The organism is Streptomyces sp. BF23-19 (assembly GCF_041106355.1).
GTDB classification, from domain to species: domain Bacteria; phylum Actinomycetota; class Actinomycetes; order Streptomycetales; family Streptomycetaceae; genus Streptomyces; species Streptomyces virginiae_A.
The window spans coordinates 23,904-49,855 of sequence record NZ_JBGBPT010000043.1; the positions used below are offsets into that span (position 1 = coordinate 23,904).

At 69.7% G+C, this 25,952-nt stretch carries 21 protein-coding genes and 3 pseudogenes; 19 read left to right on the forward strand and 5 right to left on the reverse strand.

Features of this window, described 5'->3' with window-relative positions; all coding sequences use genetic code 11:
- Positions 1-1,154 precede the first annotated feature (1,154 nt).
- Complete coding sequence (locus tag AB8A24_RS23710; protein ID WP_331745536.1) at positions 1,155-1,406, reverse strand: hypothetical protein; 252 nt, start codon at positions 1,404-1,406, stop codon at positions 1,155-1,157.
- Positions 1,406-1,627, reverse strand: coding sequence for a hypothetical protein (locus AB8A24_RS23715; RefSeq protein WP_369477565.1), 222 nt, complete (start codon positions 1,625-1,627; stop codon positions 1,406-1,408). Before AB8A24_RS23715 ends, AB8A24_RS23710 begins: the two co-directional genes overlap by 1 nt.
- Before the next feature lie 344 nt (positions 1,628-1,971).
- On the opposite strand from AB8A24_RS23715, the gene AB8A24_RS23720 reads away from it, so the two are divergent.
- The 4 genes from AB8A24_RS23720 (at position 1,972) to fxsT (ending at position 7,031) form a co-directional block, all read left to right on the forward strand.
- Positions 1,972-2,379 carry a hypothetical protein gene (locus AB8A24_RS23720; protein ID WP_369477567.1) on the forward strand — a complete coding sequence of 136 codons (408 nt, stop codon included), beginning with the start codon at positions 1,972-1,974 and terminating at the stop codon, positions 2,377-2,379.
- 57 nt (positions 2,380-2,436) lie between these two features.
- Positions 2,437-3,513, forward strand: a complete 1,077-nt coding sequence (locus tag AB8A24_RS23725; RefSeq protein WP_369477569.1) for a hypothetical protein — start codon at positions 2,437-2,439, stop codon at positions 3,511-3,513.
- Positions 3,514-3,756: 243 nt separating this feature from the next.
- Entirely contained in the window at positions 3,757-4,233 is a 477-nt protein-coding gene (locus AB8A24_RS23730) for a hypothetical protein (RefSeq protein ID WP_369477571.1), read from the forward strand.
- Between the two features lie 215 nt (positions 4,234-4,448).
- Positions 4,449-7,031, forward strand: coding sequence for an FxSxx-COOH system tetratricopeptide repeat protein (gene fxsT, locus AB8A24_RS23735; RefSeq protein ID WP_369477573.1), 2,583 nt, complete (start codon positions 4,449-4,451; stop codon positions 7,029-7,031).
- Between the two features lie 909 nt (positions 7,032-7,940).
- Here the strand turns inward: fxsT and AB8A24_RS23740 are convergent.
- The gene (locus tag AB8A24_RS23740; RefSeq protein WP_369477575.1) at positions 7,941-8,960 is read right to left on the reverse strand and encodes a hypothetical protein; all 1,020 of its coding nucleotides are present in this window, start codon (positions 8,958-8,960) and stop codon (positions 7,941-7,943) included.
- 200 nt (positions 8,961-9,160) lie between these two features.
- On the opposite strand from AB8A24_RS23740, the gene AB8A24_RS23745 reads away from it, so the two are divergent.
- The 3 genes from AB8A24_RS23745 (at position 9,161) to AB8A24_RS23755 (ending at position 12,742) form a co-directional block, all read left to right on the forward strand.
- Positions 9,161-9,526, forward strand: coding sequence for a DUF6233 domain-containing protein (locus tag AB8A24_RS23745; protein WP_369477577.1), 366 nt, complete (start codon positions 9,161-9,163; stop codon positions 9,524-9,526).
- A 133-nt stretch (positions 9,527-9,659) separates the two neighbouring features.
- Complete coding sequence (locus tag AB8A24_RS23750) at positions 9,660-10,463, forward strand: hypothetical protein (RefSeq protein WP_369477579.1); 804 nt, start codon at positions 9,660-9,662, stop codon at positions 10,461-10,463.
- Between the two features lie 440 nt (positions 10,464-10,903).
- Positions 10,904-12,742 (forward strand): pentapeptide repeat-containing protein, encoded by a 1,839-nt coding sequence (locus AB8A24_RS23755; RefSeq protein ID WP_369477581.1) that lies wholly within the window; start codon positions 10,904-10,906, stop codon positions 12,740-12,742.
- A gap of 588 nt (positions 12,743-13,330) precedes the next feature.
- Here the strand turns inward: AB8A24_RS23755 and AB8A24_RS23760 are convergent.
- Together AB8A24_RS23760 and AB8A24_RS23765 are read right to left on the reverse strand one after the other, a co-directional pair.
- Entirely contained in the window at positions 13,331-14,515 is a 1,185-nt protein-coding gene (locus AB8A24_RS23760) for a S8 family serine peptidase (protein ID WP_369477583.1), read from the reverse strand.
- 1,521 nt (positions 14,516-16,036) lie between these two features.
- On the reverse strand, positions 16,037-16,333 hold the full coding sequence (locus AB8A24_RS23765) for a hypothetical protein (protein ID WP_369477585.1): 297 nt from the start codon (positions 16,331-16,333) through the stop codon (positions 16,037-16,039).
- A gap of 666 nt (positions 16,334-16,999) precedes the next feature.
- Between AB8A24_RS23765 and AB8A24_RS23770 the strand changes: the two genes are divergently transcribed.
- From AB8A24_RS23770 to AB8A24_RS23825, 12 genes and pseudogenes are all read left to right on the forward strand, one after another.
- Positions 17,000-17,392, forward strand: a complete 393-nt coding sequence (locus AB8A24_RS23770; protein WP_369477587.1) for a WYL domain-containing protein — start codon at positions 17,000-17,002, stop codon at positions 17,390-17,392.
- A gap of 151 nt (positions 17,393-17,543) precedes the next feature.
- Entirely contained in the window at positions 17,544-17,972 is a 429-nt protein-coding gene (locus tag AB8A24_RS23775; protein WP_369477588.1) for a hypothetical protein, read from the forward strand.
- A 566-nt stretch (positions 17,973-18,538) separates the two neighbouring features.
- Positions 18,539-18,745, forward strand: a complete 207-nt coding sequence (locus AB8A24_RS23780; RefSeq protein ID WP_369477589.1) for a hypothetical protein — start codon at positions 18,539-18,541, stop codon at positions 18,743-18,745.
- 237 nt (positions 18,746-18,982) lie between these two features.
- A pseudogene (locus AB8A24_RS23785) lies at positions 18,983-19,460 on the forward strand (DUF6248 family natural product biosynthesis protein).
- Positions 19,461-19,577: 117 nt separating this feature from the next.
- Positions 19,578-19,697: pseudogene (locus AB8A24_RS23790) on the forward strand (hypothetical protein); the annotation flags it as partial.
- A gap of 85 nt (positions 19,698-19,782) precedes the next feature.
- Complete coding sequence (locus AB8A24_RS23795) at positions 19,783-19,950, forward strand: hypothetical protein (protein WP_369477624.1); 168 nt, start codon at positions 19,783-19,785, stop codon at positions 19,948-19,950.
- Between the two features lie 49 nt (positions 19,951-19,999).
- On the forward strand, positions 20,000-21,448 hold the full coding sequence (locus AB8A24_RS23800) for a hypothetical protein (protein ID WP_369477625.1): 1,449 nt from the start codon (positions 20,000-20,002) through the stop codon (positions 21,446-21,448).
- A 126-nt stretch (positions 21,449-21,574) separates the two neighbouring features.
- Positions 21,575-21,976 carry a hypothetical protein gene (locus AB8A24_RS23805; protein ID WP_369477590.1) on the forward strand — a complete coding sequence of 134 codons (402 nt, stop codon included), beginning with the start codon at positions 21,575-21,577 and terminating at the stop codon, positions 21,974-21,976.
- A 138-nt stretch (positions 21,977-22,114) separates the two neighbouring features.
- Positions 22,115-22,498, forward strand: coding sequence for a helix-turn-helix domain-containing protein (locus AB8A24_RS23810; RefSeq protein WP_369477591.1), 384 nt, complete (start codon positions 22,115-22,117; stop codon positions 22,496-22,498).
- Between the two features lie 1,049 nt (positions 22,499-23,547).
- The gene (locus AB8A24_RS23815) at positions 23,548-24,417 is read left to right on the forward strand and encodes a hypothetical protein (RefSeq protein ID WP_369477592.1); all 870 of its coding nucleotides are present in this window, start codon (positions 23,548-23,550) and stop codon (positions 24,415-24,417) included.
- Positions 24,418-24,477: 60 nt separating this feature from the next.
- Positions 24,478-25,038 carry a hypothetical protein gene (locus AB8A24_RS23820; protein WP_369477593.1) on the forward strand — a complete coding sequence of 187 codons (561 nt, stop codon included), beginning with the start codon at positions 24,478-24,480 and terminating at the stop codon, positions 25,036-25,038.
- Positions 25,039-25,349: 311 nt separating this feature from the next.
- Positions 25,350-25,952, forward strand: a pseudogene (locus AB8A24_RS23825) (hypothetical protein); the annotation flags it as partial.

A 25,952-nucleotide genomic window follows, 5' to 3' on the forward strand; every position in this document is an offset into this window, starting at 1 on the left:
CGGGCCCACGCCGGATCGGACACCGCCCGCGCCACGCCGTGGTCGGAGCGGCAGCACCGTACCCACGCGGACATCACCGCTCTGCTGGCCGCGGGCGCCCGGTTCGCCCGTACCTACGGTCCCGGCGCGGCCAGGGCGCAGGAGCAGGCGGCCTGACCCTCGGCTGCTCCGTGCTGACCGCCCCAGCACAACGGCCCTCCGGGGCCCCGGCATTCACGCTGCCGGGGCCCCGGAGGGCCTGGTCCGTGACCCTACCCACCGCCGCAGATCCACGGTGCCCCTTCTCGGAGGCGCCCGGAAGAGAGGACATTCCGTGGCCACCAAGCCCGCTACCCGCCGCCGGCGCCAGCCCGCGGCGAACCTGAAGCCCCGCAACGGGCGCGCCAAGGCACCGGCGACGCCGACCTCCGCTCCCGCCCAGGCCGCCACCTCCGAGAACACGGTGCCGCTGGTGTTCGAGGAGGCCGACCTGGTTGTGGCCGACGCCGCCGACCGCGCCGCCGACCTCCGGGACCTGGCCGTCGACGACGTCGCGCGGATCCTCACCGACGGCCAGGCGCGCGCTGCCGAGCTGCTGGACGGCGCCCGCACCGAGGCGGCCTCGATCACCGAGGCCGCCACCGCGGAGCAGGCCCGCCTCCTGGCCGTCGCCGCGACGGACGCCGACCAGGTCCGTATGGAGGCCGCCACCACGGCGGCCTCCGACGCCGACCAGCTCCGGGCGGCCGCCGAGGCGATGGCGGAGCAGCTGCTCGCCGACGCGCGCCGCGAGGCCGACGCCGTCACGAAGACGGGGGGCGGCGAGGCCGACCAGGTCCTCGCCGCCGCCAAGACGGTTGCCGAGCAGGTGCTCGCCGGTGCCCGCCGACAGGCGGAGGAGATCGCCTCGGCGGCAGCCGTAGAAGCGGAGCAGGTCGCCGCCACGGCGGCCGCGGTGGCGGAGCAGGTCCGTGCCGAGGCCGCGAAGGCGCTCGCCGACGCGGAGAGCACGCGGACCGAGCTGGTGGCCGGCGCGGAGCGCGCTGCGGCGCAGACCCGTGCCGACGCCGAGGCGCTCCTGGAGCGGGTGCGGGGCGAGGCCCCCGGACGTCTGTCCGGGGCTCTACGGTGGCTGGCTCCGTCGAGGAGCTGGCGGGGGATCCGGTGCGCTGCGGTCAGTCCGTCTCGACGTACGCGACCAGGACCAGGGTGCCGAGGGCCGTCGGCACGTACAGGATCCGGGCGCCGCCCTCGCGGTGCTCACGGATCGCACCGTGCTTCGACAGCACGCCGATCTCGGGATTCCTGGAGACGGCCACCAGTACGGGGTCGAGGCGGAGGCGTTCGGCCTCCGTCATCTTCTCGACCTGGTCCTGCGCCACGTCGTAGAAGACGATGCGGGCGCGTTTGGGGGCGTGCCGCCCCATCAGGCGACGTGCGAGGTCGGAGCGGAGTCGTCGAGCGGGGGCTGCCCGAGGTTCTCGCGCAGGTCCTCCCAGGAGGTGACGCGGTCCAGGTCGACACCCTCGCCGGCCAGCCGCTCCAGCACGTAGGCGATCTGCGGGTCGCCGTCAGCCATCTCCCGCGCGTCGGCCCGCAGGGCCTCCTGCTCGGCCGGGTCGAAGACGATCCGCATCGCGGCCTCCAAGTCGTAGATGCTGCATCGAGGCTAGCGCAGCAGCACGCCGCCGGAACCCGGAAGACGAAGAGGATCCGGGGAGCTGCCTGGTGCTCGGACACGGCCCTGCAGTCGGCGGAAACGAAAGCGGCCGGCGCCCACTTCCGCCGAGGCGGGTGGCAAGGGCGCCGGCCAACCGAAAACACACACTCCGGGAGACCCGAGAGGCGTATCTCGCTTCCGAGTGTATCCGTACGACGCGCCGTTGCGGGACCCCATCCACTTGCCAGAGATGACGTAAGATGGGTAATGTTTTTTTGTGGCGGGTCGTGGCAGCTCGCCGACACCGAACACACCAACCTCCCGGAGGCTCCATGTCCCTCTCCATCACGCACCCCGCCGGCAGCCCGACCCAGGCCGCGACCGAAGCATCCGCGTGGCCGGCCACCACCGAGGCCGCCCAGGCCGAACTCGTCCGGCTCGCCGAGCTCCTGGCGGAAGCCGGCGTCACCGTCATCCCCGCCGCCGGCGTCCTGGCGATCCCCGACCTCGCCAGCGGCCCGGGCGATACCGCCGGCATCCGGGTGCGCACCACCAATCGCCCGCCGCACGCCCTGTACGTCATCGGCGGCGGCGAACTCACCCCGCACACCGGCGCCGACAGCGCCTTCGCCGTCCTCCGCCCGCTCGTCGAGGCGGCAGCCCGCCCCTGCGACGGATGCGGCGCCGAAGCCGGCGAGCCGTGCAACCCGTTCTGCCTGCCCGACCCCTCGAACGACTGACACGCCCCGCGGGCGGGGCGCCATGGGCGCCCCGCCCCCGTGATGTAGGAGAAGCACATGATCCGCGCCGGACGCCTGAAGTACGTCCAGACCATGTCCGACCTGGCCGACCTCCTGGGCAAGAAGCTCGTCACCATCCGGAACCAGAAGCCGTACGCGGCGGAAGGCCACCCGGCGCCGATCAGCTCGCCCAACGCCCGGAACCAGCTCTGGGACTCGGAGCAGACCAAGGCCTACTACGCCGACCGGCCCATTCCCGAACTGCCCCGGACCGACGACGACGAGGACCTCCTGGACCGCCACGAGGCCGCCGAGCTGCTCGGCATCGCCCCCGTGACCTGGAACACGTACAAGCGCGACCAGGACCTGGTCGATGGTGTCGTCCTCGTACCCGAAGGCCCCAAGGGCACCGAGCACTGGCCCCGCCGCCTGGTCCTCGCCTACAAGAACAGCCGGCCCGGCCGCGGCGCCGGCGGCGGCCGCCGCGAAGGCAGCGGCGACATGATCCCCCGCGACCAGATCCTCCCGCGGATCGCCGAGCTCCTGGACGCCAACCCCGCCATCACCGTGGAAACCGTCTCCGACACCCTCGGCATCACCAAGTTCCCCACCGCGCAGTCCGGCCTGGCCACCCTGCGCGGCCGACGCATCGCCGACCTCGTCGAGAACCGGCCCGACCTCGACCTGAAGGACGCCGCCCTCCAGCTCGGCTACCCCACCAGCACCCACCGCGGCGCCATCGCAGTCGCCGAGCGCGAACTGCGCGCCCGCAGCGCCAAGCCGTACCTGCAGCACACCGCCGACTTCCTGGCCGCAGCCGGCATCGCCCAGCAGGCCCACGTGGAGATGCGCCAGCTCGAAGGAGAGCACCTCGCGGCCGCCGTGCCGCTCGACGCCGACCAGCCGGCACCGGCCGTGGTGTGGGACTCCCGCTACGGATGGCGGACCTCGACAAGCCGCCGTCACCCCATCGGCAAGGCCACCGACACCCCGCCCGAGGGGGAGGGAATCCGCTACCTGGGCAGCGGGCTGCGGCCCGAACCCGAAGAGCTGCTCGCTGCCTTGCGCGATCAGCGCCGCGGTACCAAGCGTCCGAAGGTGACCACGGACGATGCCATCAGCGGTGAGGAGTAAGAAGAAGCCATGCCTGAGGAAGAACGCGAGCCCGTCTACTGGTTCTGCAACTCGTGCGGCGACGATGTCGACGAGACCGACGAGTGCTGCCCTGACGGTCGTCTTCATGTCGTCGGATTTCTCCTCGGGCGGGGGCGGGTAGCCGGTTGATGTTGCCCGTCCTGCACTTGTGCTCCGTGCGGGTCGGTACGCTCTGCTGTGGAGCTCTGTTCGTCATGTGCGGTGCGGATCACGGGGGTTGGAATGCTGGATCAAGCATTGGTTGCTCTTGCTTCGGCCGGCGGGGCAGCGGTGGCCACGGCCGCTGGGACGGATATCTGGACGGCTTTCCGGGAACGGCTGGCCCGCGTCTTCGGTCAGGACGGCTCACCGGGAAGCCGCATTGCTCTGGAACGTCTGGACCGGTCGGCGGCGGACCTGGACAGTGTCGGCGCCCAGGAGACCGAACGGATACGTGCCGATATGGCGGCCTCCTGGCAGACCCGCCTTCAGGACTGGCTGGAGACTTTGGACGAGGCCGAACGGGCGGAAGCGACCGGTCGGTTGCGCGAGCTGGTGGCCCTGGCAGGCCAGGCCCCTGCTGGAGTCTCGGCCGGGGACGGGGGACTGGCTGTCGGCGGGGACGCGAGCATCCGGGCCGATCACGGGTCCGCGGCTGCCGGGGTGATGGGTGACGTGAGCCTGGGAAACCCTTCGCGGCCGGGTCCGGATCGGAGCTGACCGCACCCGGCGCTGAGCAAAGCCCGCGTGTCATTGCAGAGACATCGATCCTGGCCCAGTACGGTTCCGTCGCCGCTCAGTACCTGCGCATCGAGCATTTGGCTCTTCCTGCCGCGCCGCGGACGGCTTTGTCCTGGCCGCACCAGGTGGGGGCGATCCCGGGCCAGGCGGAGTGCTTCCAGCACCGTGGGGCGCTCACTGCTCTGGATTCCGCGATGTTCGCCGGCGGAACAGCAGTACTGACCGGGGCCGCCGGCACCGGTAAGACACAACTCGTCGCTCGCTACGCCCGCACGGTCCAGCAGGCCAGGATGGTGGACCTGCTGGTATGGGTCACCGCCTCCAGCCGGGAAGCGATCGTCACGGGATATGCGCAAACCGGCACCGACGTTACCGGGGCCGACCCGGGCGATCCCGCACAGGCGGCCACCCGTTTCCTGACCTGGGCCCAAACCACCGATCGCAGGTGGCTGATCGTGCTGGACGACCTTGCCGACCCCGCCGACCTGCAAGGCCTATGGCCCGTCGCCCAGCCCGGGTGCCGGGTGCTGATCACCACCCGGCGCCGTGACGCCGCTCTCTTTGGCCAAAAGCGCCGCCGCGTCGATGTCGGCCTGTTCACCCCCGCCGAAGCCACGGGCTACCTCGCCGCGAAACTCGCCGCCCAAGACCGCTCGGACCATCCCGACCAAATCGCGGGGCTCGCCGCGGATCTGGGTCACCTACCCTTGGCGCTGTCCCAGGCCGCCGCTTACCTTCTCGACCTCCATTTAGATTGCGCCGGCTACCGCACGCGGTTGGCCGACCGCCGTCGGGCACTGGCCGATCTGGCTCCTGAGAACAGCGGCCTGCCCGATGATCAGCGAGCCACCCTGGCCGCCTCCTGGTCGCTCTCCACCGAGCACGCCGACCGCCTCAGGCCGAGGGGCCTGGCACGCCCTCTGCTACAACTCGCCAGCATGTTGGATCCCAACGGCATTCCCGCCACCGTCCTCACCAGTCCTCCCGCGCTGGCCTATCTGACCGAACACCGCACGCTTTGGGAGAGCGCCGACGCCCTGGATGGGCACTCGCTTGCGGCCAGTGCGGAGGATGCGGCAGACGCGCTGCGGTGCCTACACAGGCTCAGCCTGGTCGACCACACGCCCAACACCCCCCACCAGGCGCTGCGCGTCCACAACCTTGTCCAGCGTGCCACCCGAGAGGCCCTCCCTCGCGACCAGCACGATGCCGTTGCCCGCAGCTGTGCCGCCGCGCTCTACAGCGCTTGGCCGCAGATCGAGCGCGATACCTCTCTCACCCACACCCTGCGTGCCAATGTTGACGCCTTGACCGGTCATGCCCCAGGTGTGCTGTGGCAGCCAGAGGGCCATCCAGTTCTCTTCCGTACCGGGGACAGCCTCACGGCAAGCGGTCTCGTCGACGCCACGCACGCCTACTGGGAGGGGTTGCTCAGTTCCTCCCGTCATCATCTTGGTCCTGATCATCCCCAGACCCTGGACATCCGTCAGCGCCTTGCCAACGCACAGGCGGATTCAGGGGACGTGGGTGGAGCCATCAGCGCGGCCTTCGAACTACTGGATGACAAAGTCCGGGTTCTCGGTCCCGACCACTCAGGAACTCTCACCACCCGGATGACCCTCGCCGCTTGGCGAGGGGAATCGGGCGACGCGGCGGGGGCGGTCACGGCGCTTGGTGAGCTACTGGAGGTCTTTTTGCGGGTGCTCGGTCCCGATCACCGCGCCACTCTGGCCACCCGGGTCGTCCTCGCCCGGTGGCGGGGGGAGTCAGGAGACTCTGACGGGGCTGTCAGCGCCTTCGCCGAGGTGTTGGCGGACTCTCTGCGGGTACTGGGAGCCGACCACCCCGACATTTTGACCGCTCGTCAGCACCTCGCCCGATGGCAGGGGGAATCAGGGAATGAGGACGAGGCCGTCAGCCTCTTTACTGACCTGGTGGAGGACTTGCTGCGGGTACTAGGGCCGGACCACCCGAGCACCCTGGCTGCCCGGGCCAACCTTGCCTATTGGCGGGGGCAAACTGGGGACCTGGACTGGTCCGTCACCGCCTACACCGAAGTACTGGAGGACTTTCTGCGGGTACTGGGGCCCGACCACCCAAGCACCCTCAATGCCCGAGCCAACCTTGCACATAGGCGGTGGGAAGCTGGGGACGTGGACGGGGCCGTCACCGCCTACACCGAAGTGCTGGACCACTCTCTGCGGGTACTGGGACCCGACCACCCCAACATTCTGACCAACCGCAGCATGCTGGCTCATTGGCAGAGGGAATCGGACGCAGAAGGGGCCCTCGCCGCCCTCACCCACCTGGTGGACGACATGCTGCGGGTACTCGGGCCCGACGATGTGAGAACCCTGGAGGTCCGGTCCTCCCTCGGCCGATGGCAGGGGGAATCGGGGGACGTGGACGGGGCCGTCATCACCTACACCGTCCTTGTGGACGGCTTTCTGCGGATAGTAGGGCCCGACGATGTGAGAACCCTGGAGGCCCGGGCTGCCCTCGGTCGCTATCAGTTGGAATCGGGGGACGCAGACGAGGCGGTCGTCACTCTCACCGAAAATGTGGACGCCCTGCTGCGGGTACTGGGGCCCGACGATGTGACAACCCTGGAGGCCCGGACCACCCTCGGTCTTTTGCAGGTGCATTGGGGGGGCTCGGACGAGGCGGTCATCGCTTTCACCGAACTTGTGGACGACCTGCTGCGGGTGCTAGGGCCCGCTCACCCCCTAACTCTGGATGCGCAAATGATCCTCGCTCAATGGCGAGCGTCCGAATAGCAGTGGTGACCAGCAAGCCACATACATAGGCATTCTTGCCCCTTGCTTGCAGCCGATGCGCTTTCTCGTTCTACTGGTGAAGAGGCGGTGTTCCAACCCTGCGCAATTCGGTGGCCTAGTCCGTGAACGCCAGAGGGGGGCCCGGATGTGGGCCGCCCTCTGACGTTTCCTGCGTGACTGCCTCTTAGTGGTCGGCTCCGGAAGTCTTTCGGGGGTTGACTCGGGAGCACGACCCACAATCCGTCGTCGAGTGCCACGGCTAAGCCGGTGACATTGCCAGGGCTGGGTTCCTGGCCTGCAATACGAGGAGGGAAGGCTCCGCCACCATAATGCCAGAGCGTCCCGTCCTTACCCGCCAGCCAGACGTCTGGGGACGGCGCGTCCTCCCGAGTTGCCAAATCAATAAGCTGCGGGAATGATACCGGCGACGGCCCGGAGGTTGGGTAGACCACGTATTCCGGTATCCATGTTCTTTCCATGGCGCCTCCCTGAAAAGGTCGTGAAATCCGGGATCAATTTCTCTGCGGAGGGCTTGTCAGAGAATGGCTAACGGCATCAAATTGAATCAGCGTAGACCAACCGAACCAGGAGGGGGTGCGATTGGCGTCCAAACGCCAAGACGAGGGGAACTTGGCCGCTCTCATCGCGATTGTGCGCACGGCGTGCTTCCTTCGACCGTACGCCGGACGACGGATCCGCACATTCGGCCAGCCTGGGCATCGGTTCGTTACGGCGGGTGGTGGTCGTCCTCGGCGACCCGAGCTCCGGCGGCGCCTACCTGTACCCGCTGTTCCCGCGGGGCTATCCGAACCGCCCTGCCGCCAGAGGGGGCCGGTGCCTACGCGGCCCGCTCCATCTCGTACTCCCGGGGCAACGACGTCGGCACGGAGCAGTGTGGCAGTGAGGGAGTCAGCCAGCCTGGCGGTAGCTGGCCGCAGGTCCCACCGTGCCGGAGCCGAACCGGCCGTTGAGTAGGTCGATGGCCTTCTCCGCCCGCAGTCGGCGCTCGCGGCCCTGGTCGAAGGAGAGCTGCTCGGCGACGGAGGCCGCGTCGACCAGCTGCTCGCAGCGCAGCGCGATGCCGCGCACCCGGGCCCGCTGGAAGCCGAGCACCCGGTACAGCTCGTACGCGGTGTCGCGGAGATCCTCGGTGTGCGCGGTCGGGCCGCCGGGCAGCTGGCGGCTGCGGTGAACCAGGGAGCGGTCGGCCAGGGTGACGGTCATCGTGATCGTCCTGGCCGCCTGCCGACGGGTCCGCAGCCGGTCGCCGAGCTCGACCGCCAGCGACAGCAGCGCGGCACGGACCGCCTCGGGGGACAGGGTGTCGAGGCCGAACCGCCGCTGCGCGGCCGTGCTGTGCGGCAGCTCCGCCGGCACCACCACCCGACGGTCGATCCCACGGGCCACCTCACGCAACTGCCGCCCCGCCCGCCCTCCGAGCACCCGCTGCACGGTCGCCTCCGGCAACTGCGCCAGCAGACCGATCGAGTGCACCCCGAACCGGACCAGCCGCTGCTCCTGGGCGCGGCCGATCCCGTAGAGCTCCCCGACCGGCCGATGGTGCAGGAACGCGGCCACCTGCTCCGGAGCGGATCCGACAGCGACCACGCCGCAGCGCGCGGCGTCCCGGGAGGCCATCGCGGCCACCGACCACGTCGGCCCGACACCGACCGCCACGGGCAGCCCGTACAGCGCCATCGCCCGCGCCCGGACCATCCAGCCCAGCTCGGCCGGATCCCGGTCGAAGAATCGGACGCTGCCTGACACGTCCGCCACCAGCACGGACGGTGGAACGGCCTGCACCACCGGTGTCACATCCGCCAACAGGCCGAGAAGGTGCCGGTAGAGAACCGGATCCACGTCCATGGGGCAGCGCACGTGCAGGATCGGGGAGCCGGCGCCCACCTGATCGGTCTGTTCGTCGTCCACGGCGACACCTCCCACAACCACTGTATCGAAAATATATTCGAACAAGCACCTCGGTAAGCGGAACGAATGATTCGAACAGAGGTACGATATTCCTGTGATCCTCCGACCCTGCCCTCCCGGCACCACACCGCCCGGAACCGCCAGTCAGGACGACCGGCGCCTCCACGGGCCGCCTCCAGCCGCGCAGGAAGGCGTAGAGCATGCCCGCCGGACGTGACCTCGACTGGCTGCTCCCGCCCGACGTCGAGCGCCTAAGGACCCTGGAGCGGTGGTGCCTGGTGCTGCTGGAGCTGATCCGCGGCCGCGTCACGGAGATCGAGCGCCGGAACCGAGTCACCGAAGCCGCGCGGAGCGGACCGATCGTCACGCCCTTCACCGAATGGAAGCTGGAGCACCCCATCGGCAAGGGGTCGCGCATGCTCGTTCACACGGCGGACTGCCACCTCGCATCAGGCCGTACGCGGCCCGTCACCCAGGAGCAAGCCCTCGACACGCTCCGGCAACCCCAGGTCGAAGCCTGCTCGATCTGCCCTGCTGCCCGAGAGCTCGGCATCACCGACGCCTGACCCCGGTGGGCCGCGGTGCACCATCACTGGTCCTACGCGCGGGAGGGGCGCGGCGTTGCCATGCGGTGCCAGCGCACCTCTGAGTTCCCTCAAATGTGCACCCCGGCGTCCCCGCGCACGGCATCGTCCTCTCATGGACATAGCGACCATCCTGACGGCGGCGGGGGCGTCGGCCGTCGCGGCGACCACCGCTACCCGCGCCGCGCTGCGCACCAGCGGCATGACGTGGCGGGCCGCCCACAGCAAGAACGTGTTCGAGGCCCTCAAGGAGTTGAACCGGGCAAGCAACCCGGACAGGGGGAGCGTCCAAGAGATCCTGCGCGCGACGGACGATGTCCGGATCTCCGTGACGGGCCCGCTGCGCGTCCTCGCCGAGAGGGTCATCGAGGCCGGGAGCGACTACCACGGCACTCGGGAACGGCTCGGCGAGATCCGGCACCCGTACACCATCCTTCGCCGACAGCTCAAGGAGCGTGTACGCGCGATCGAGTTGATGCAGAAGGACCCCCAGGAGTTCGACAAGCTCGACGACTCCGACTTCGCCCTCTTGGGCGCGTATCAGATGCTCCGGTGCTACCGGCAGGAAGAGCGGGAAGGGGGTCACCCCGACCCCGAGCCGATCCGTAAGGCCCTGCTCGACTCACTGGCGTACAGCGAGAGCGCCGTCGACTTGCTGCTCATCTCGGCCGAGAGGCAAAGGCGCATCGCCTCGGAGCAGGGCAGGAAGAACAACATGCTGCACGTCGGACGCGAGGAGCTGACCACCGCCCGCGACGCCCTACAAGCTGCGGTCGTGGCCTGGGGGGAGAACCCGCCCCGCCGTCGCCGCAGCAAGGCCGGTCTCGTCGAGCAGCGGCCCCGGCGTCGATGGCTGTGGCGGCAACGGCGCCAGGCCAAGCGAGAGGTCACCGCCCGTCAGATGGGACGTGCGGCCTAACCGGCGGTGCGCGGGTCGGGGTGCCGGCGCACGGGGCTGCGCGCCTGCTCGTACGTGTGCGGCGGCGCACCTGGTCCAGGGAGGCCGGATGCGGACCGAGCACCACGTCGGGGCGGGGACGCTCCGGTGCGTCTAACGGACGCACGTCACTGCCGCGGACCAGGGCGGCGTACCCCGAGGTCGGGACCGTGCTGCAGGACGTCGGCCCGGGCGTACGGGCCGCGGTGTGCGGTATACCCTAGGGCGATCAGCGGGGCGTCCTCCCGGTTCGTGCACCACTGTTTGCCAGTTCACCGGCAATCTACGCCGATCCTGCAGTGGTCAGGAGGCGCCCAGGTCTCAGCCCCCAAAAGAGTTGTCTTGCGCCGCCGAGCCGTTACCTCGCACGACCCGCGGCGCGGACAGCAACCGTTCAGCCGTACATGGTCGTCCTCCGGGGTATGCCGCAGCCGACTCCCGCACCCCTACCGACTCCGCCTGCCTGGCAGCACTGTGCCCACGGCAGCAGCCCGCAGGACCCGGTCGGTTGCCCCGGCATTCACATTCCCGGCCACACCGAGTGCCTCGCCCACGTGACCGACGCCGACCGCGACGCCTACCTGGCCAGCCTCGCCCCCGGCAGCACCGTCGATCACAGAGGCACCACATTCAGGCAAACCCTTCTCGCGGCACTACTAGGCGCTTTCCACGACCCCGGAACCGGACACCCCCGTCTCGGCACCGCCGGCTTCAGCGCGGCGACCTTCGAGGGCGAGGCCGATTTCGGGGCGGTGACCTTCGAGGGCGAGGCCGATTTCGGGTTTGCGACCTTCATGGGCGACGCCGATTTCGTGTTGGCGACCTTCGAGGCTGGCGCCGAGTTTCGGCGGGCGACCTTCATGGGCCACGCCGAATTCAGGGAGGTGACCTTCGAGCGCGGCGTCCTGTTCAGGTCGGCGACCTTCACCGGCTTCGCTGGCTTCATATCGGCGACCTTCAAGGACACCGCCAGCTTCAGGCTGGCGACGTTCAAGCACCGTGCCGATTTCGGGTCGGCGACATTCGAGCGAGGCTCGTTCCAGTCGACGATCTTCAAGGATGACGCCGATTTCAGGTCGGCGACATTCGAGCGAGGCGCCGATTTGGGGTCGGCGACCTTCGAGGGCGACGCCATTTTCGAGTCGGTGACCTTCGAGCGGGCGGTCAGTTTGGGGCCGTTGGTGTGTGCCGGGCGGGTCGTCCTGTCCGGGGCGATATTTGGTAGGCCGGTCACCCTCTCGTTCGCCGTGCGTCACCTGGAGTGCCGACGCACCCGCTGGCTGTCCACGGCCGAGATACGTCTGCGCTACACCACGGTGGACTTCGCCCAGGCCGTTTTCGAGTACCCCCTCACCATCGCAGCGGAGACGGGCCCATTCCCGCAGCCCCTCCTGCAGCCGATGGAAGAGACCCTCTTCGCCACCGACCCCGATGCCTCCGTGCGGATGGCCTCGCTGCGCGGAGTGGACGCGGCGCACCTGGTTCTCTCCGACGTCGACCTGTCGGAGTGCCTGTTCACGGGAACCGTGCACCTGGACCAGGTGCGCCTGGAGGGCGCCTGCTCCTTCGCCTCAGTCCCGTCCGGCAGACACTGGCGGGGCTGGCTCCCGGTGCAGTTCACTCAGCGCCGCACGCTCGCCGAGGAGCACCACTGGCGCGCCCGACAGCCTGCAGCGGTGCCGGGTTGGAACGAGGCCGCGCCCGGCGCCGGGCGGGTCGGACCGCTGCAGCTGGCGCCGGTGTACCGGGCGCTGCGCAAAGCGTTCGAGGACGGTAAGCACGAGCCTGGAGCCGCCGACTTCTACTACGGGGAGATGGAGATGCGCCGCCACGCCGACGACGTCCCCCGAAGCGAGCGAGGTCTTCTGACCGCCTACTGGGCGTTGTCCGGCTACGGCCTGCGAGCCTCCCGCGCTCTGGGCTGGCTCGCGGCCTGCATGCTGGCCACCATCGTGCTGATGATGGGATTCGGGCTGCCCCAGGACGACCCGAAGCAGCGGGCCACCGGTACCGTGCCGGCTGGCGGCGGCAAGGTCACCTTCGAGATCGACAAAGCCGACCCCCAGAACCCCACCGGGAACCGTTTCACCGGAAAGCGCTTCGAGAAGGCGCTGAAGGTCACTCTCAATTCGGTGGTGTTCCGCTCCTCCGGCCAGGACCTGACCACCGCCGGCACCTACATCGAGATGACCTCCCGCCTCACCGAACCCATCCTCCTAGGCCTCGCGATTCTCGCCGTCCGCAACCGCGTCAAACGCTGAGACGATGGCGCCACCCGGGCAGCCTGGGGCGGCAAACGGTGTTCCGGAGTCGGGCGGAAGCGCCCTGGAATCAGGTGGTGGCCGCGGTGATGAAGGCCGTACGGCATCCGGAGCCGGCCGACGAGGCCTGACGGACCTCCGCCCCACCGGGCGCTGTCCTCGTGTGGGGTCCGGTGGGACGGGATCATGTAACGAGGCGCCCGCGTCAACCTTTGAATGGGGGTGCGAAGAGGCCTGCGACGGGCGCCGACAAAGGGCAGGGATCAGTCAGCCGTGACGGGCAGGGCGTCGAGGTGGGAGTCGGAAAGCCGGAACCCGAACTCGTCGCGGAACCAGCTGCCGTACCGGGCCCTGGCGATCGTGCTCCGTCACGTCATCCCACAGCTCGCGCCTGTAAGGCGTCGACACGATGCATGGCGCCCCGTGGGCGGTGTCGGTGACGGTCAGACGGACGAAGTCGGTACTCACGGCCTTCCTTCCCTTGGGTGGCCTCAAGTGTGGCAGGCCGGTGCCTGGCGGCACCCCGTCTCCGCACGGTCGGGGCGGGGCGCAGCCATGTTCATGCTGTCCGAAGCGGGCGAGCCCGGGTCAACGTCGGCGGCGTTTGACGATCACGCCGACGCCGAGGCACACGGCGGCGACGGCGCCGAGTGCCGGCCACTTCCAGGAGAAGCCGGATTTCGCAGCCGCAGATTCCGCGCGTGGCGCCGCAGCAGCTGTTTGGCCAGCGCTGGGGGTGGGGGCCTTCGAGGGGGCCGGGCCGTCCAAGGGGTCGACGTCAGGCGCCCCCGGGTCTCCCGCGCGATCGAGCAGCACCTTGCTGGGGCGGGGGATTCCGTAGCCGACGTAGTCGTTGCGCTTGACGCCGTCGCGGGGGGCGCCGGCGGTCTCGATGAGGACGCGGGCCACCTGGTTCGCGGTCCAGTCGGGGTGCGCCGACCAGACGAGCGCGGCGGCGGCGGAGGCCAGAGCGGTGGCGTACGAGGTACCTCCGTCCGACATGCACCAGGCGGTGTTCTCCTTGCAGCGGATCGGGGCCTTGCCACCGAAGGAGGCCAGGTCCGTGTCCTGCCCGTGGGAGGACAACGACATGGGCTCACCGTTGATGTCGACGGCTCCTACGCCGAGGATTCCCCCCAAGATGGCGATGGGGTTGGTGGAGTTGTTATCCTCCCCTTCGTTCCCCATGGCGGTGAAGACGAGCACGCCCTTGCTCTGGGCGTACTCGACAGCCGGCCTGAGCTTGTCGAACGACCACCAGCCGCCGATGGACAGGTTGATGATCTTGGCGCCGTTGTCGGCCGCGTACCGAACCCCCTTGGCGGCTTCGCCGATCGCGCCGAAAGCCATCGGCGTGCCGATGCTGGTGCGGATGGGCATCACCTTGGCGCCGGGAGCGAGGCCCTGCGGGCCGCCCCCCGAGCCGTCACCGACGATCGCCGCGGTCATGGTGGTCCCGTGCCCGCCGAAATCTTCGTGCGCCGGGTACGTCTGATCCGGGTGTCCGACCGGCGGCTCCATGAACGAAACGCCGGGCAGGACCCGCCCCTTGAGCCCCGGAAGATCCTTGACGCCACTGTCGATGACGGCCACCGTGATGCCGGTGCCGTCCGACACCTTCCACATCTCCTCGGCTCTCATCTTCTTGAGGTACTCCGGCAGGTCGGTATCGGCGGCCGCCGGTATCACCGTGCCCGCGCTGATCGTCCCGACGGCGACGATCAGGGCCGCCGCTCTCCGCCACGACCCGTGTCGACGTATGTCGCCCCGCATTTGTGCCCCTCTGTGTCCATGCGCGCTGCAATCTCGCGCGGACCCACCCCATCACACTGTCTGTCCAGGGCAGCACCTGACCCTCCGTTAACTCCGCTCGCCATGTCCACCCGTATCGGACAACGGCCCGACCCTCACGCCGCGAGCTCGCCACCCGCGTCCGCGGCCTCGACCTCGCCCCTGTGGCCCGAACTGCCGCAGCGTTCAGCGTCGGGTCCTCGTCAAGGGCCCGGCGTTGAACGCTGCGCCGGTGTGGCTCGGCCGCACCGAACTGACCCCCACCGCTCTGGACCGGGCTTGCCCACGATCTGCAGAGGCTTGCCCAGACCCTGACGTCCAGGCTTGCCCGAGGGGCGTGGGGGCTTGCCCAGGCCGCAAGATGCCTGCTCAGGAGGCTTGCCCCCACCCCTGTGGGGTTCAGCTGGCGGCCAGGCTGGTCCGGCCGGCCAACGGGCCGTCGAGCAGGAGACGGAGGACAAGAGACAGGCCGCGGCCGCCGAGGCCGGCGCCGCGACCGCACCACGCCGTGAAGGAGTTCCGTGTCGCTTCCGCCGTGGACGTGCAGATCCCGGACGACAAGGGCGTCCGCGGCTCGGGGCCGACGGCGACCTGCATGCGCATCGTGGAACTGCCCTGACCCCTCGGCGACGGGTAGTCGGTCGGGCGTGGGACGTCGAGGTGCACGGTCCCCAGGCCGACGAACTCGCGGACGCTCCCAGCCAGTTCTACCTCCTGGAGGACGCCTGCGCCGAGTATCAGCTGCGCAGCTGGATCGCATACTGCCCGGCCTTCCCCAGCACGAAAATCGCGGGGCCGTTTTCCGGAAACCTGCCCGACCCCCGACGTCGACCACTGCGGAAGCTGCGGGACGACCGTCGCGATCGGGGGCTGGATGATCGCCTCGCTCGGGCTGTCCTGTTCCGACCGCTACGACGTGATGTCCGGCCAGCCTGGCCGCCACGATCTTCGGTACCACCGAACGAGGTAGACAGGAGCCGGCCGTTCGGTGCGCTGCTGAGGTGGGCAAGCCCATGTGAACGTGGCCTCAGGACAGTTGCACCGGAGGGGTGCTGGAGGGTTGCACGTAGAGGTGCACTAGGAGTTGCACCGGAGGTGTGACCGGGAGTGGGACCCCCACTTTTTCGATCTTGATCATCGTGCCTGGTCAGGCCCCGTGGGCAAGCCTGATCGCCACGACGACACCTCTTTCTCCGCGATAGCCGGAGCAAGAGGCCTGCTTCTTTCGAGGGCCGGCCCGGCCTTCACCCCACGGTCCAGCCCGGCTCGGCTCAGTCCACCCCGGGGCTGGCCTGTCGACGGTCCGACCGCTTGCCCAGCCGCTCGGCTCCCGGCCCCGCTCGACATCGCCCCGCGCCGCCGTCCGCCCGCCGTGACGCCGCGTCCCAGCCTCGGCGCCGCCCCGCCTGCCGGCGACGCCGCGTCCGCCTCCGCGTGTGAAGGCTTCGTCCGGACATGCCGAAGCCGGCCCCCCCGGAAGGCGGGGCCGCTTCGGGCGGGCGGTCAGAAGTGGTCGTGCTCAACGCCGTGGAATCGGGCGATCAGGGAGTGCCGGATCTCGGTGTGTTCGGTGGCGAGGTCGACGAGCTCGCCGTCGAGGTAGCCGATGGAAACCGGGTCGGTGGTCTTGGTGCGGGCGGTGCGCAGCTTGGCCGTGTCGTCCAGGTTGCACATCAGGTCGTACAGGGAGTGGGGGCGAGCGCTCGCGCTCAGCGTCGCGCCGGAGCCGACGAGCGCGGTACAGAGGCTGGAGGGCAGGGCGGTCCAGGGGGCGCTGTAGCAGAGGGTGGTGACGCTCATCGGGGCTCCTCGAATCGTGGTTCCGGGTTCAGCCGGCTGCCACTGCCGGCTCGGTAAGAAAGCAATAACTCACATACATCACTTGGTCAAGTGGTGAGCGTGGGTCCTGGTCGTGCGCGTTCGAGTGAAGGCCTGAATGTGAAGCGGCCCCGCCGGCGGGGGGCATGTCCAAGTCGACGCGACGGCGCTGGGGGAGCGGGGGCTCGACGCCGAATCGCAGCGCCAGCCGGGCCGCGCGGTCCCGCTTGTGAGCCGCCCGCTGGAGCGGGCACCTGCTGCCGTCCTTCAGGAAGGGGGTCGGCCACGGCCGCTCCTGGTACTGCAGGTGTGCGGGGCGGTCGTTGTAGGTGCGGGCCATCTCGGGGCTCCTCGCTGTGGATTTGTAGTGGTGCGCGTTCCTCGGTCGCCGACCGGCTGCCACCGCCGATCGACGAGATAACTATGCCTAGCATTCATCATCGTCTGTCAAGCGGGGCGCCTGTGATTTCTTCGCGCGTCGGGGCGCGGTCGATGCGCGGGGCGCCAGCCGGGTGAATCTGAAATCGCGGAAAGAAAAGCGGGCGATCCGGCGCCGAAAGTGATGTATATGAGTTATAGTTGTCTTGTTGGTCGGGAGTGGCACCCGGTCAACACCCCACCGAACACCCACGCTCCAGGGAGAAACCCGTGTCGAACTCCATGAGGAACACCGCCGGTCAGACCTCCACCCGCACCCTGACCGACCTGATCCGCGCCATGGACGGCCAGCGCGCCACGACCATCACCTACGTCGACAGCAAGGGAGACAAGTCGGTACGCACCATCGAGATCCACAACATCCTCACCACCGCCAAGGGCGACATCAACGTCCAGGCGATGTGCCGCGCCCGGGGCGAGATGCGCACCTTCAGCCTGGAGCAGATCAAGGCGTACACCATCCACCGCATCCGCTACGTGCTCGCCGTCCCCAAGGAGAAGGCGGCGGAGGTGTTCCCCCTCGCGCACCTTGCCGTCACCCCGCAGGAGCTGGTCGACCTGGAGCTGGAGCGCGACTACCCGGCGCCCAAGCTCGCCGCGTAGGCGAGCGGGGCCCGCCCCGCCGGGGCGGGCCCGCGCCCCTGTGTCCTCCCCCGGGGCCGGCCGGACAGCGGCGGGTGCCCCCGCCCCACCCGGGCCGGATCGTCTCCGGCCCGGGGCACGCGAACTGACCAGCGCTTACGAAGGAGAAGTCATGGCAGACCGATTCCGCGAGACGACGGTTCGTGTCGCTGGTGTCGACCACCAGGTCCGCACAGAGATTGAAGGCCGGGTTCGCACCGTGGCGCAGCTCGAAACCGCACACACAAAAGCCGTAAAGGCGAAGATCGCGGAGCTGCGCGGTGCCAACCTCCCCGCCTACCGAGCTGCGGTTGTCGCCGCCGAGGCGGCTTCGGAGCGGGTGGGGAAGCGGTGGTTGCAAGAGCAGGAAGCGGTTCGTGCGCGCGTCATCCTCCGGCGGGCTGAGCGCGGAACGTTCGTGTCCCACGCATCCCCGTGGGCGGCGGACCTTCGCCCGACACCCAAGTTCCGCTTCACGGGTGAGATTCCTGGCTACCTGGTGGAGGTCGAGGCCAACCACTACGCGACGCCCGACGCCGCTGCGCAGCTGGCGCTGATCTAGCGGACGGGCCCGTCGGGTGCCCGGCGCGCCGGACGGCCCCGAGGGTGCAAGCGGGTGTTGGTGGCGCTGGCTGCGGAACGCGGACTCCTTCCCGTGCGGTGGCCCTCCACCCGGCGCCACCACGTGGCCCGGGCCTGAGGGTGTGTGGGGGTGGATGGAGTCGGGCGCCCACTCCGGGAAGATCCTGCGCGCTACGGTCCGCCCGCGTGGGCGCGGTGCGCCCGGGGCCCGCGCCGCCGGGCCGCGCGCGGTCCGGCGGCTGGTGGCCCGCCTCTCGGCCTTGGGCCAGTCGGTCCCGAAGCGGCTGCACGGAACGCGGCGGATATCCCCTGCCGCACCGGACGGTGCCGGAGCCTGCGGCCGGGGCGGGGCCTCGGCAGAGGGCGGCCGGCGGCCGTACCGGCCACGAATCTGACGGGCAGTCACATGTGAAGGCGTCGACAGCATTGCGTATGTGATGAATGATGAGTATTGTTTTCTCCATCGATTGGGAGTGGTGCCCAGCCGGCACCGAAAACACAGCGAGAAGCGGGCTGCCTCATGCCGCCCGAGACCAGGAGCGCGCAATGACCAACACCCTCGCCATCCGTGTGATCCTCGAATGCGACCGCTGTTCCGCGCCGATCCGCAAGCAGCCGGACGTCTACCGCTGGCTCACCGGCCGGCAGGACACCCCCGGCCCGCTGGCGACCTGGGTGGGCGCGCACGTTCCCGAACTGGTCGAGTTCGCCGCCACCGACGACCGCCACAACTGCGCCCGGACCGAGCGCTGACCTACGCCGCGCACGGCAGCGGGAGCGGGGGAACCCGCCCCCTGCCGTGCGCGGGCCTGCCGAACCCTCAGCATCGAAGGGATCCGCATGAACGAGACCCGCAGCGCTGCCGGCTGGCAGCCGGCGGAGCGGCACATCATTCACCCGGTCATCCGGCGTCCGCAGCACACCCTCACGTCGGAGGAGCGCGAGATCGTACGGGGGATCTCCAATCTGAACTTCCAGGGCGCCCTGATCATGGGCATCGTGGACCCGGTCCCCAACCCGTCGCCGATGGACGAGACCGAGGGCGCCTGGGTGCGCGGGTGGGTGTGGCCCGCCTACCTCCAGGAGATCGAGCGCATACCCCTTCGGCTTCGCCCGGTGGGCCATGTGCGAACGGGGCACCTGCTGGAACTGCCTGGCCGGCCGTTGCGACCTGTGCGTCCACCGGCAGGAAGGCGGCCCGCACGTGGACGGCAATACCGACTGGGTGCGAGACGGGCGCGGCCGGTGCGTCGCCAAGCTGATCCTGCGGCCCGGCGGCGAGCCGTGCGTGTGGTGGTGCCGGTGCGCGTGCCCCAAGAGCGACATGCCCCCGGCGGAGCCCGCGGCTGCGGCCGACAGCGCGGCCGCACCGGAGGAGGCTGCCGCGCCGCCAGGTGAAGCCGCGCCGGGGGGCCGCCGGGGTGGAGGCCGCGCGGCCGACGACGGAGCGCAGTACGCCCCCTTCTGACGGTGATCCGCGCGCCGAGGGCGGGGCACCCTTGCAGAAGTGATGAACAGTGGGTATAGTTTTCTTGTCGACGGGGGATTCCCGCCGACACCCCCACCCCTCTCCAAAGGAGTCCACATGACCGTCGCCACCGCCTCCACCACCCAGACTGTTCTGGAGCCGGGCACGGTCGTGCGCACCCCCCGCTACGACGAGGGCAAGAACACCGGCGTCCGCCGGGCCATCGTCCTCGGCCTCTGGAACGAGAAGGAGCCGAAGGACGGATACCGCGTGTGGTTCTACACGCTCGGCGCCCCTCTCCTTCGCGCCGAGGACGCTGGGCATGGCGTTCGCCAACGAGCCCACCGTGGTCGGCACGGTCGACGACATGTCCGAGCGCACGCTGCTCCGCCTCCACCGGTGGCTGCGGGACCTCGACCAGTTCTCCAAGGTGCGGTACCGCATCCAGAAGGCGGGCCTTCGACTCCGCGCCAACCGCCTGGGCCGGTAGGCCCCATGCCGGGGGCGGACCACCGCCCCCGGCCCCCCGCTGCTCGGCCGTGGCAGCCGACCAGCACCGACAACACACCACAAGCACAAGGAGTTCCGCCAAGGCCCGAACCACCTTCGTAGCCTCCACCGGCTGCACCCGCACCAGCGAAACCCGCCACTACACCCACGCGGTCATCGCAGACCGCCGCGACGGCGAGGGCCGCATCGTGCACACCTGGTCCATGTCCGCGGCCAACGTCGGCCGAGCCGCCCGGACCGCCGAGCGCGCCGGCTGGAAGAACATCACGGTCGAGGAAGTGAACGTCCAGGAGAAGCCGGCCCGCACCCGCAGGACGACCCCGAAGCAGGCGCCCGCCGCTGCCCGGCCGGCCCCGGCCGCCGAACGCGAACCGCTCACCCTCTACTCCGTCCGCCCGGCTGCCGGCGGAGGCTTCGACGTCGTCAACACCGGCGGCCTGGTCGTATCGGGCGACTGGCAGACCGAGACCGGCGCCCAGGAGCGCGCCGACTTCCTCAACGCCCAGGAGAACCGCAAGGGCACCGAGGACGCCCTGACCGAACCGCAGCGGCGCGTGTACGCCATCGTCAAGCGCGACGGCGCGATCGGCACCGGCTACCGGCACAACCTCACCGCCGTCCGGAGCCTGCACGCCGCAGGCCTCGTCAAGCTCACGGAGTACGGTCCGGGCTCCTGGCAAGCCGCCTACGTTCCGCCGCCCGCCGACGGCCCGGCCGAGACCGCTCCGGCGGCCGGTACGGGCGTACGGACCGAGGACGCCGAACACCCCGCGGTCGCCGCAGCGTTGACCGCCCTGTCCGGGCAGCCGCTCGCCGACGTCACCGGCCCGCACGGCCTCGGCGAGGTGGCTGGCTACTGGGTCCGCCCGGACGGCGCCAGCGGCCGCCTGGCCGTCGGCTGGGTCAAGGACGGCGAGCTGACCACCAGCGCCGACGGGCGGCCGCCCCTGGTCGCGCTGAGCGTCGCGAGGGAGCTGTTCGAGCGCACCGAAGGCTGGCTTGTCGAGCCCGGCGACCACCCGTCCCTGTTCGTCTGGCACGTGCCGACCCTGGATGCCACGGCTAAGCGTGGCGCCGCCGCCGAGCAGGCCCGGGGCGCGATCACCGACACCTGGACCATCACTCACACCGGCTTGCCCGAGGGCCGCTGCTTCCTGAGGGTCGAGGCTCCCGACTCCGACGGAGCCTTCGCGGCCGCCGTGGCCACCCGAGGGGGCCAGCTGGTCCAGCAGGCTGGGCACCGGCTCGGAGCGCGGCGTCTGAGGGAAGTGGACCTGCTCCGCACCGTTGGCGAGCGGGTCCGGCACGTGGCCAGCGGCCAGACCGGCACGGTCGAAGCGGTGGACGTACGGATGACCAGCGCCCGCGCGTACATGGACGGTGTGACCGTCGCCGTTGACGGCCGATCCCGCAAGACCGCGCGCTCCCTGGCCTGGGAACCCCTGCCCGCCGACGAGGACCACCAGGCCGTCCGCTGACCCCCGGGCGCCCGGCCCCACCCGGGGACCGGGCGCCCCTGGCTCCGCCCCGCCTCCACGGCCGGTACCTGGAGTGTCCGGCCGCCCCGGGCGTCCGACGGACGTCCCCCGATGCGAAGGAACGAGATGACCGATCTGAATGAACCCACCGAGGGCGAGCTGCTGCGCGCCGAACTGGCCGCCCGCGGCCGTCACGCCTTCCCTGGGGGTGAGGGCGGCATGACCTTTCTGATCATGGCCGCCGCCCCGGGTGCCCCGGACGGCGAGGACGCCGCCTACGGCGTCTTGCACGTCCTGATGTACGCCGGCGAGCGGGCCGACCGGCCCGCGTCCGAGCACTGCGAACCGTGGTCCGCGCATCTGCACGCCGCCGACGGCACCTACCTCGAAACCCTCGTCGACGGTTCCCCCGCGCTGCTCGACGCGGCCGCAGACGCCGCCCGGTGCGCCCGCGAGGTGACCGAGGGGCTCAGCCGGCGCCGCCGCAGCAACATCCCGGCAGTCGCACGCCGGTTCTGCACCTTCTGATCCACCCTGGCCGGGCGGCAGTGGCAGCCGCCCGGCGCCCAAGTTCGCCCGGGCGGAGGCCGAAGCCGAGATGGACGACGACTTCAGCGATCAGACAGCCGGTGAACCCGTCGGCGCCGGTCGCCCGAGGAGGACCTGATGGCCGCGATTCCCGCCGGCAGCACCCCGCAGGGGAAGGAGGGGCTGGATGCTCGCCAGCCCCGCTACGAGTGGCGGCTGCAGGAACTCATGGCTGTCCGCAAGGACTGGTACAGCACCACCAAGCTGGGGCCCGAGCTGCGCAAGTACGGCTTCGACATGGACCGCAGCAGCATCTACCGGCTGGTGAAGACCGACCGACCGCCGAAGATGCCGCTGGAGCTGATCCTCGCGCTCTGCAAGATCCTCAAGTGCAAGTTCGAGGACTTGGTCGTCGAGGTCGAGCCCGAACCGTCCGTCCAGGAGCCGACTCCCAAGGGCCCGCGTCCAGTGGTTCCCGGCATGTCGCTGCTGGCCACGGACTTCTTTGACGCCGAGGGCTGACGATGGACCCGAAGGGGCGGGGCATCTGCAACAGCTGCGGCCAGGACCGCTACATCACCTACAAGGCGAAGGGCTTCTGTCACACCTGCTACAAGAACAGCCGACCGGCGGAGATCTGCTGCAAGTGCCGACGCTCCGAGGTCCCGGTCTTCCGCGACGAGCACGGGGCCTGGTGCACCCTCTGCCGAAGCAAGGCCCGCGTCGAGCCGTGTTCCGTCTGCGACCGGGTCGGCAGGGTCGCAGTTCGCCGCGAGGGCCTGCCGGTCTGCCGACGTTGCTGGCAGCGTGAGCGCCGTGTCCCCCGTCCGTGTCATGTCTGCGGCCGCACCCTCAAGGCAACGAGGAACACCCCCACGGGCGTCATGTGTTACGGCTGCTACCGCAAGACTCTGCCACGGGAAGCGTGCTGCGTCTGCGGCCGGGAAGTCGTAGCGTCCGCGCACACCGACGAGGGCGCCTGGTGCGAGACCTGCCGCAACCGGGCTCGCGCGGAGCCGTGCTCCCTCTGCGGCATCACCCGGAAGATCACCGTTCGAGAAGAGGACGGGCCGGTCTGCAATGTGCCTGCTACCAGCGGCTACACAGGGGCGATCGGCCGCGGCACAAGTGCGTCGACTGCGGAGAGATGAGGGCCGTCGACCGGATCGCGGAGGAGGGGCCGCTATGCGAGAAGTGCAACAATCGCCGGGCGCCGGTGGTGCTCTGCCCTCGCTGCAGCAAGCGCCGCGAGATCGGCGTTCTCAGCAGCGGGGTCTGCCGGGCCTGCGTCCAGCAGACCCGTCCTCGTGAACCATGTCGCATCTGCGACCAGAGCCTGCCGGTCTCCTTCCGAGAGGACGAGGGCCAGCCCTGGTGTGACAGTTGCCGCCGCCGGGACCGAGCCGAGCCCTGCTCCGGCTGCGGCATCATGAAGGTGGTCAGCGCACGCGACCACCGCGGCCCCTGGTGCATGGTCTGCTGGCAGCACGCCCGCCCCGGACCCACTTGCGGCGACTGCGGACAGAGCCCGTCCATGCCCCTGTCCACCTGGGACGGAACCCCCCCGCTGTGTGTCGTGCTACGCGGCCGCGAGCGTCCCCTGCAGCCGCTGCGGGACTCTCGCCAAGGCCGAGCGTCGCTGGCTGGAGGGGCCGGTCTGCCTGCCCTGCACCGACGTCGTCCGCTTCACCCACGCAGAGTGCCACCGATGCGGCCAGCCGGCGGCCGTCTTCCGCCAGGAGGAAGCCGGGCCGATCTGCCCCGAATGCGCCGGGGTTGCCTTCACCTACCGCTGCCCCACCTGCGACTCGATGGGCCGCCTCCTGCATGGCCAGTGCCCCCGCTGCCGGGCCCTGCAGGAACTCAACGAGACGTTCGCCGGCCCCGACGGCCACCGCTCGTCCCAACTCGCGCCCCTGGCCGAAGTTCTGGAGCGGTACGACAACCCGTACTCTCTGGTCCTCTACCTGAGGCGACCTGGTGGTCAGCTCATCCGGGCGATGGCCAGCGGCGACCTGGAGTGTTCGCACGAGGCCCTGGACGCGCTGAGACAGACACCCTCCGTCCACCAGCTCCGGGGACTGCCGGTGCTGGCGGAGGTCCTGGAACCGCGAGAGGAACAACTCGCTCAGTTCAAACGGGATATCCGGGTCTGCCTCGACGAGGTGACGATCCCGTACAACCGGTCCATCCTCGCCCGATACGCAAGCTGGCACCTCATGCCCCTCGCACACCACCGCCTCGAACGAGCCGGATTCACCCGCTTCCAGCGCGAGAACCTCCGCCGCCAGCTCCGAACCGCACGTCTTTTGCTCGACCACATCCACTGCCGCGGCCGCACCCTCGAAAATGTCACCCAGACCCTCATCGACCGATGGCTCATCGCGAACAAGACCCGCCAGAGCTATGCCCGTCCGTTCCTGCTCTGGGCAGCGACCTGACACTTGGCTCCTGAGAACGTCGCCATCGCCACCGCGATCAAGACAGTCGACCGGTCGATCATGAGTGATGCCGACCGGATCCTCACCGCCCTCAACCTGGAGACCGACGACTCCCTGCACATCTTCGACCGCGTCGCGGGCTGCCTCGTCCTGCAATACGGCCAACGAACCGACCGGCTGGTGAACCTCACCACCGACCACGTGCTGTCCCACCCGGAAGAACCCGGAGTCCTCGGCCTCCGACTCGGCCGTGATCCCCTCTGGCTTCGGGCACGACTGTCGGCACTGCTGCAACAAATGCTCAACGAGCGGAGTCAACTGGCCGCCCCGCTCAGGACACGCGAGACACCGTTCCTCTTTCCTGGCCTCCGCCCCGACCAGCCCATGCACTCCAGCACCCTGCAGAAACGACTGAACCGCCTGGGAATCCCCAGCGTCAGCAAAGCCCGAAATGGCGCCTGGCTGGCCATGGTCGGCGCCGTCCACTGGAAGATGCTCGCCGACATCCTCGGCCTCGCCGACGGCACCGCCCACAACTGGCACAAACTGAACGGCGGAGACCGCGCCAGCTACGTCGCCAGCCGCCTCCGAGCCGCCAAGGCCCCCGCGAGCATGGAATAGCAGGCCTTCCGGGAGCTTGGCTCCCGCGCTGGGGATCTTCAACGCGACAGCCGTGTTCCGGGGAACTAGCCTGATACCTATCCATCCACGCGTGCAGCACGTAAGGAATACCGGGAGGACCGTCTCCACCAGAGACTTCACGTGCTTTTCTACCCGTCCGGCGTCGACGATTCAGCTCGGTGCTGTCTGGACACGCCGCGCGATGACCGACCGAGACGGACCTGTGTGGACGATGTTCCGGGGGACCGTACGCATTTAGGGTTGCTGCGCACCCCTACGGCTCTTCGCGGCAGGCGCGAGGAAGGAGACCAATGGGTTGGGACCCGAGGTTAGGTAAGACCGATGTACTAGCGGCCCACGCTGTGCTGCTACGGACCGGGAAGATCCTGCATTTCAGTGGCAGTGAATACGACGCGGATCAGCACAACGAAAACCTCAACGACCATACGCGGCTGTACGACTGCGTCACCGGCGAGGTGACGGAGGTCGGCTCACCGGTCCAGGACCTGTTCTGTTGCGGCCATTCGCTGCTTGCTGACGGGAACCTGCTCGCGGCCGGCGGCACGGCGTCATATGCGAAGTCGGCCGAGGAGGGCGGCTTCCACACAGATCACTGGCCGGGGCTGCGCAACAGCTGGATCTACGACGTCAAGGGATCACGGTGGATCGACCGCGCCTCACTGCTCCCGCAGCCCGAGTTCATCGCTGCGCCGCACTCGGCTCCGAGCGTAGTCAGCCGCCGGGGGATGCTGCAGGTGTTCTGGGTCAGCCGGGACGGCAGCATCGTCACGCAGTTCTGGCCGATTGAGGGCGGATGGAGTCGACCTCAGATCCTGGTTCCCGGCCATCAACCGCTGGCGGCGGCTCCCGGCAGCCCAATAGCAGCGGTGAGCCGGAACGCCGACAAGATTGAT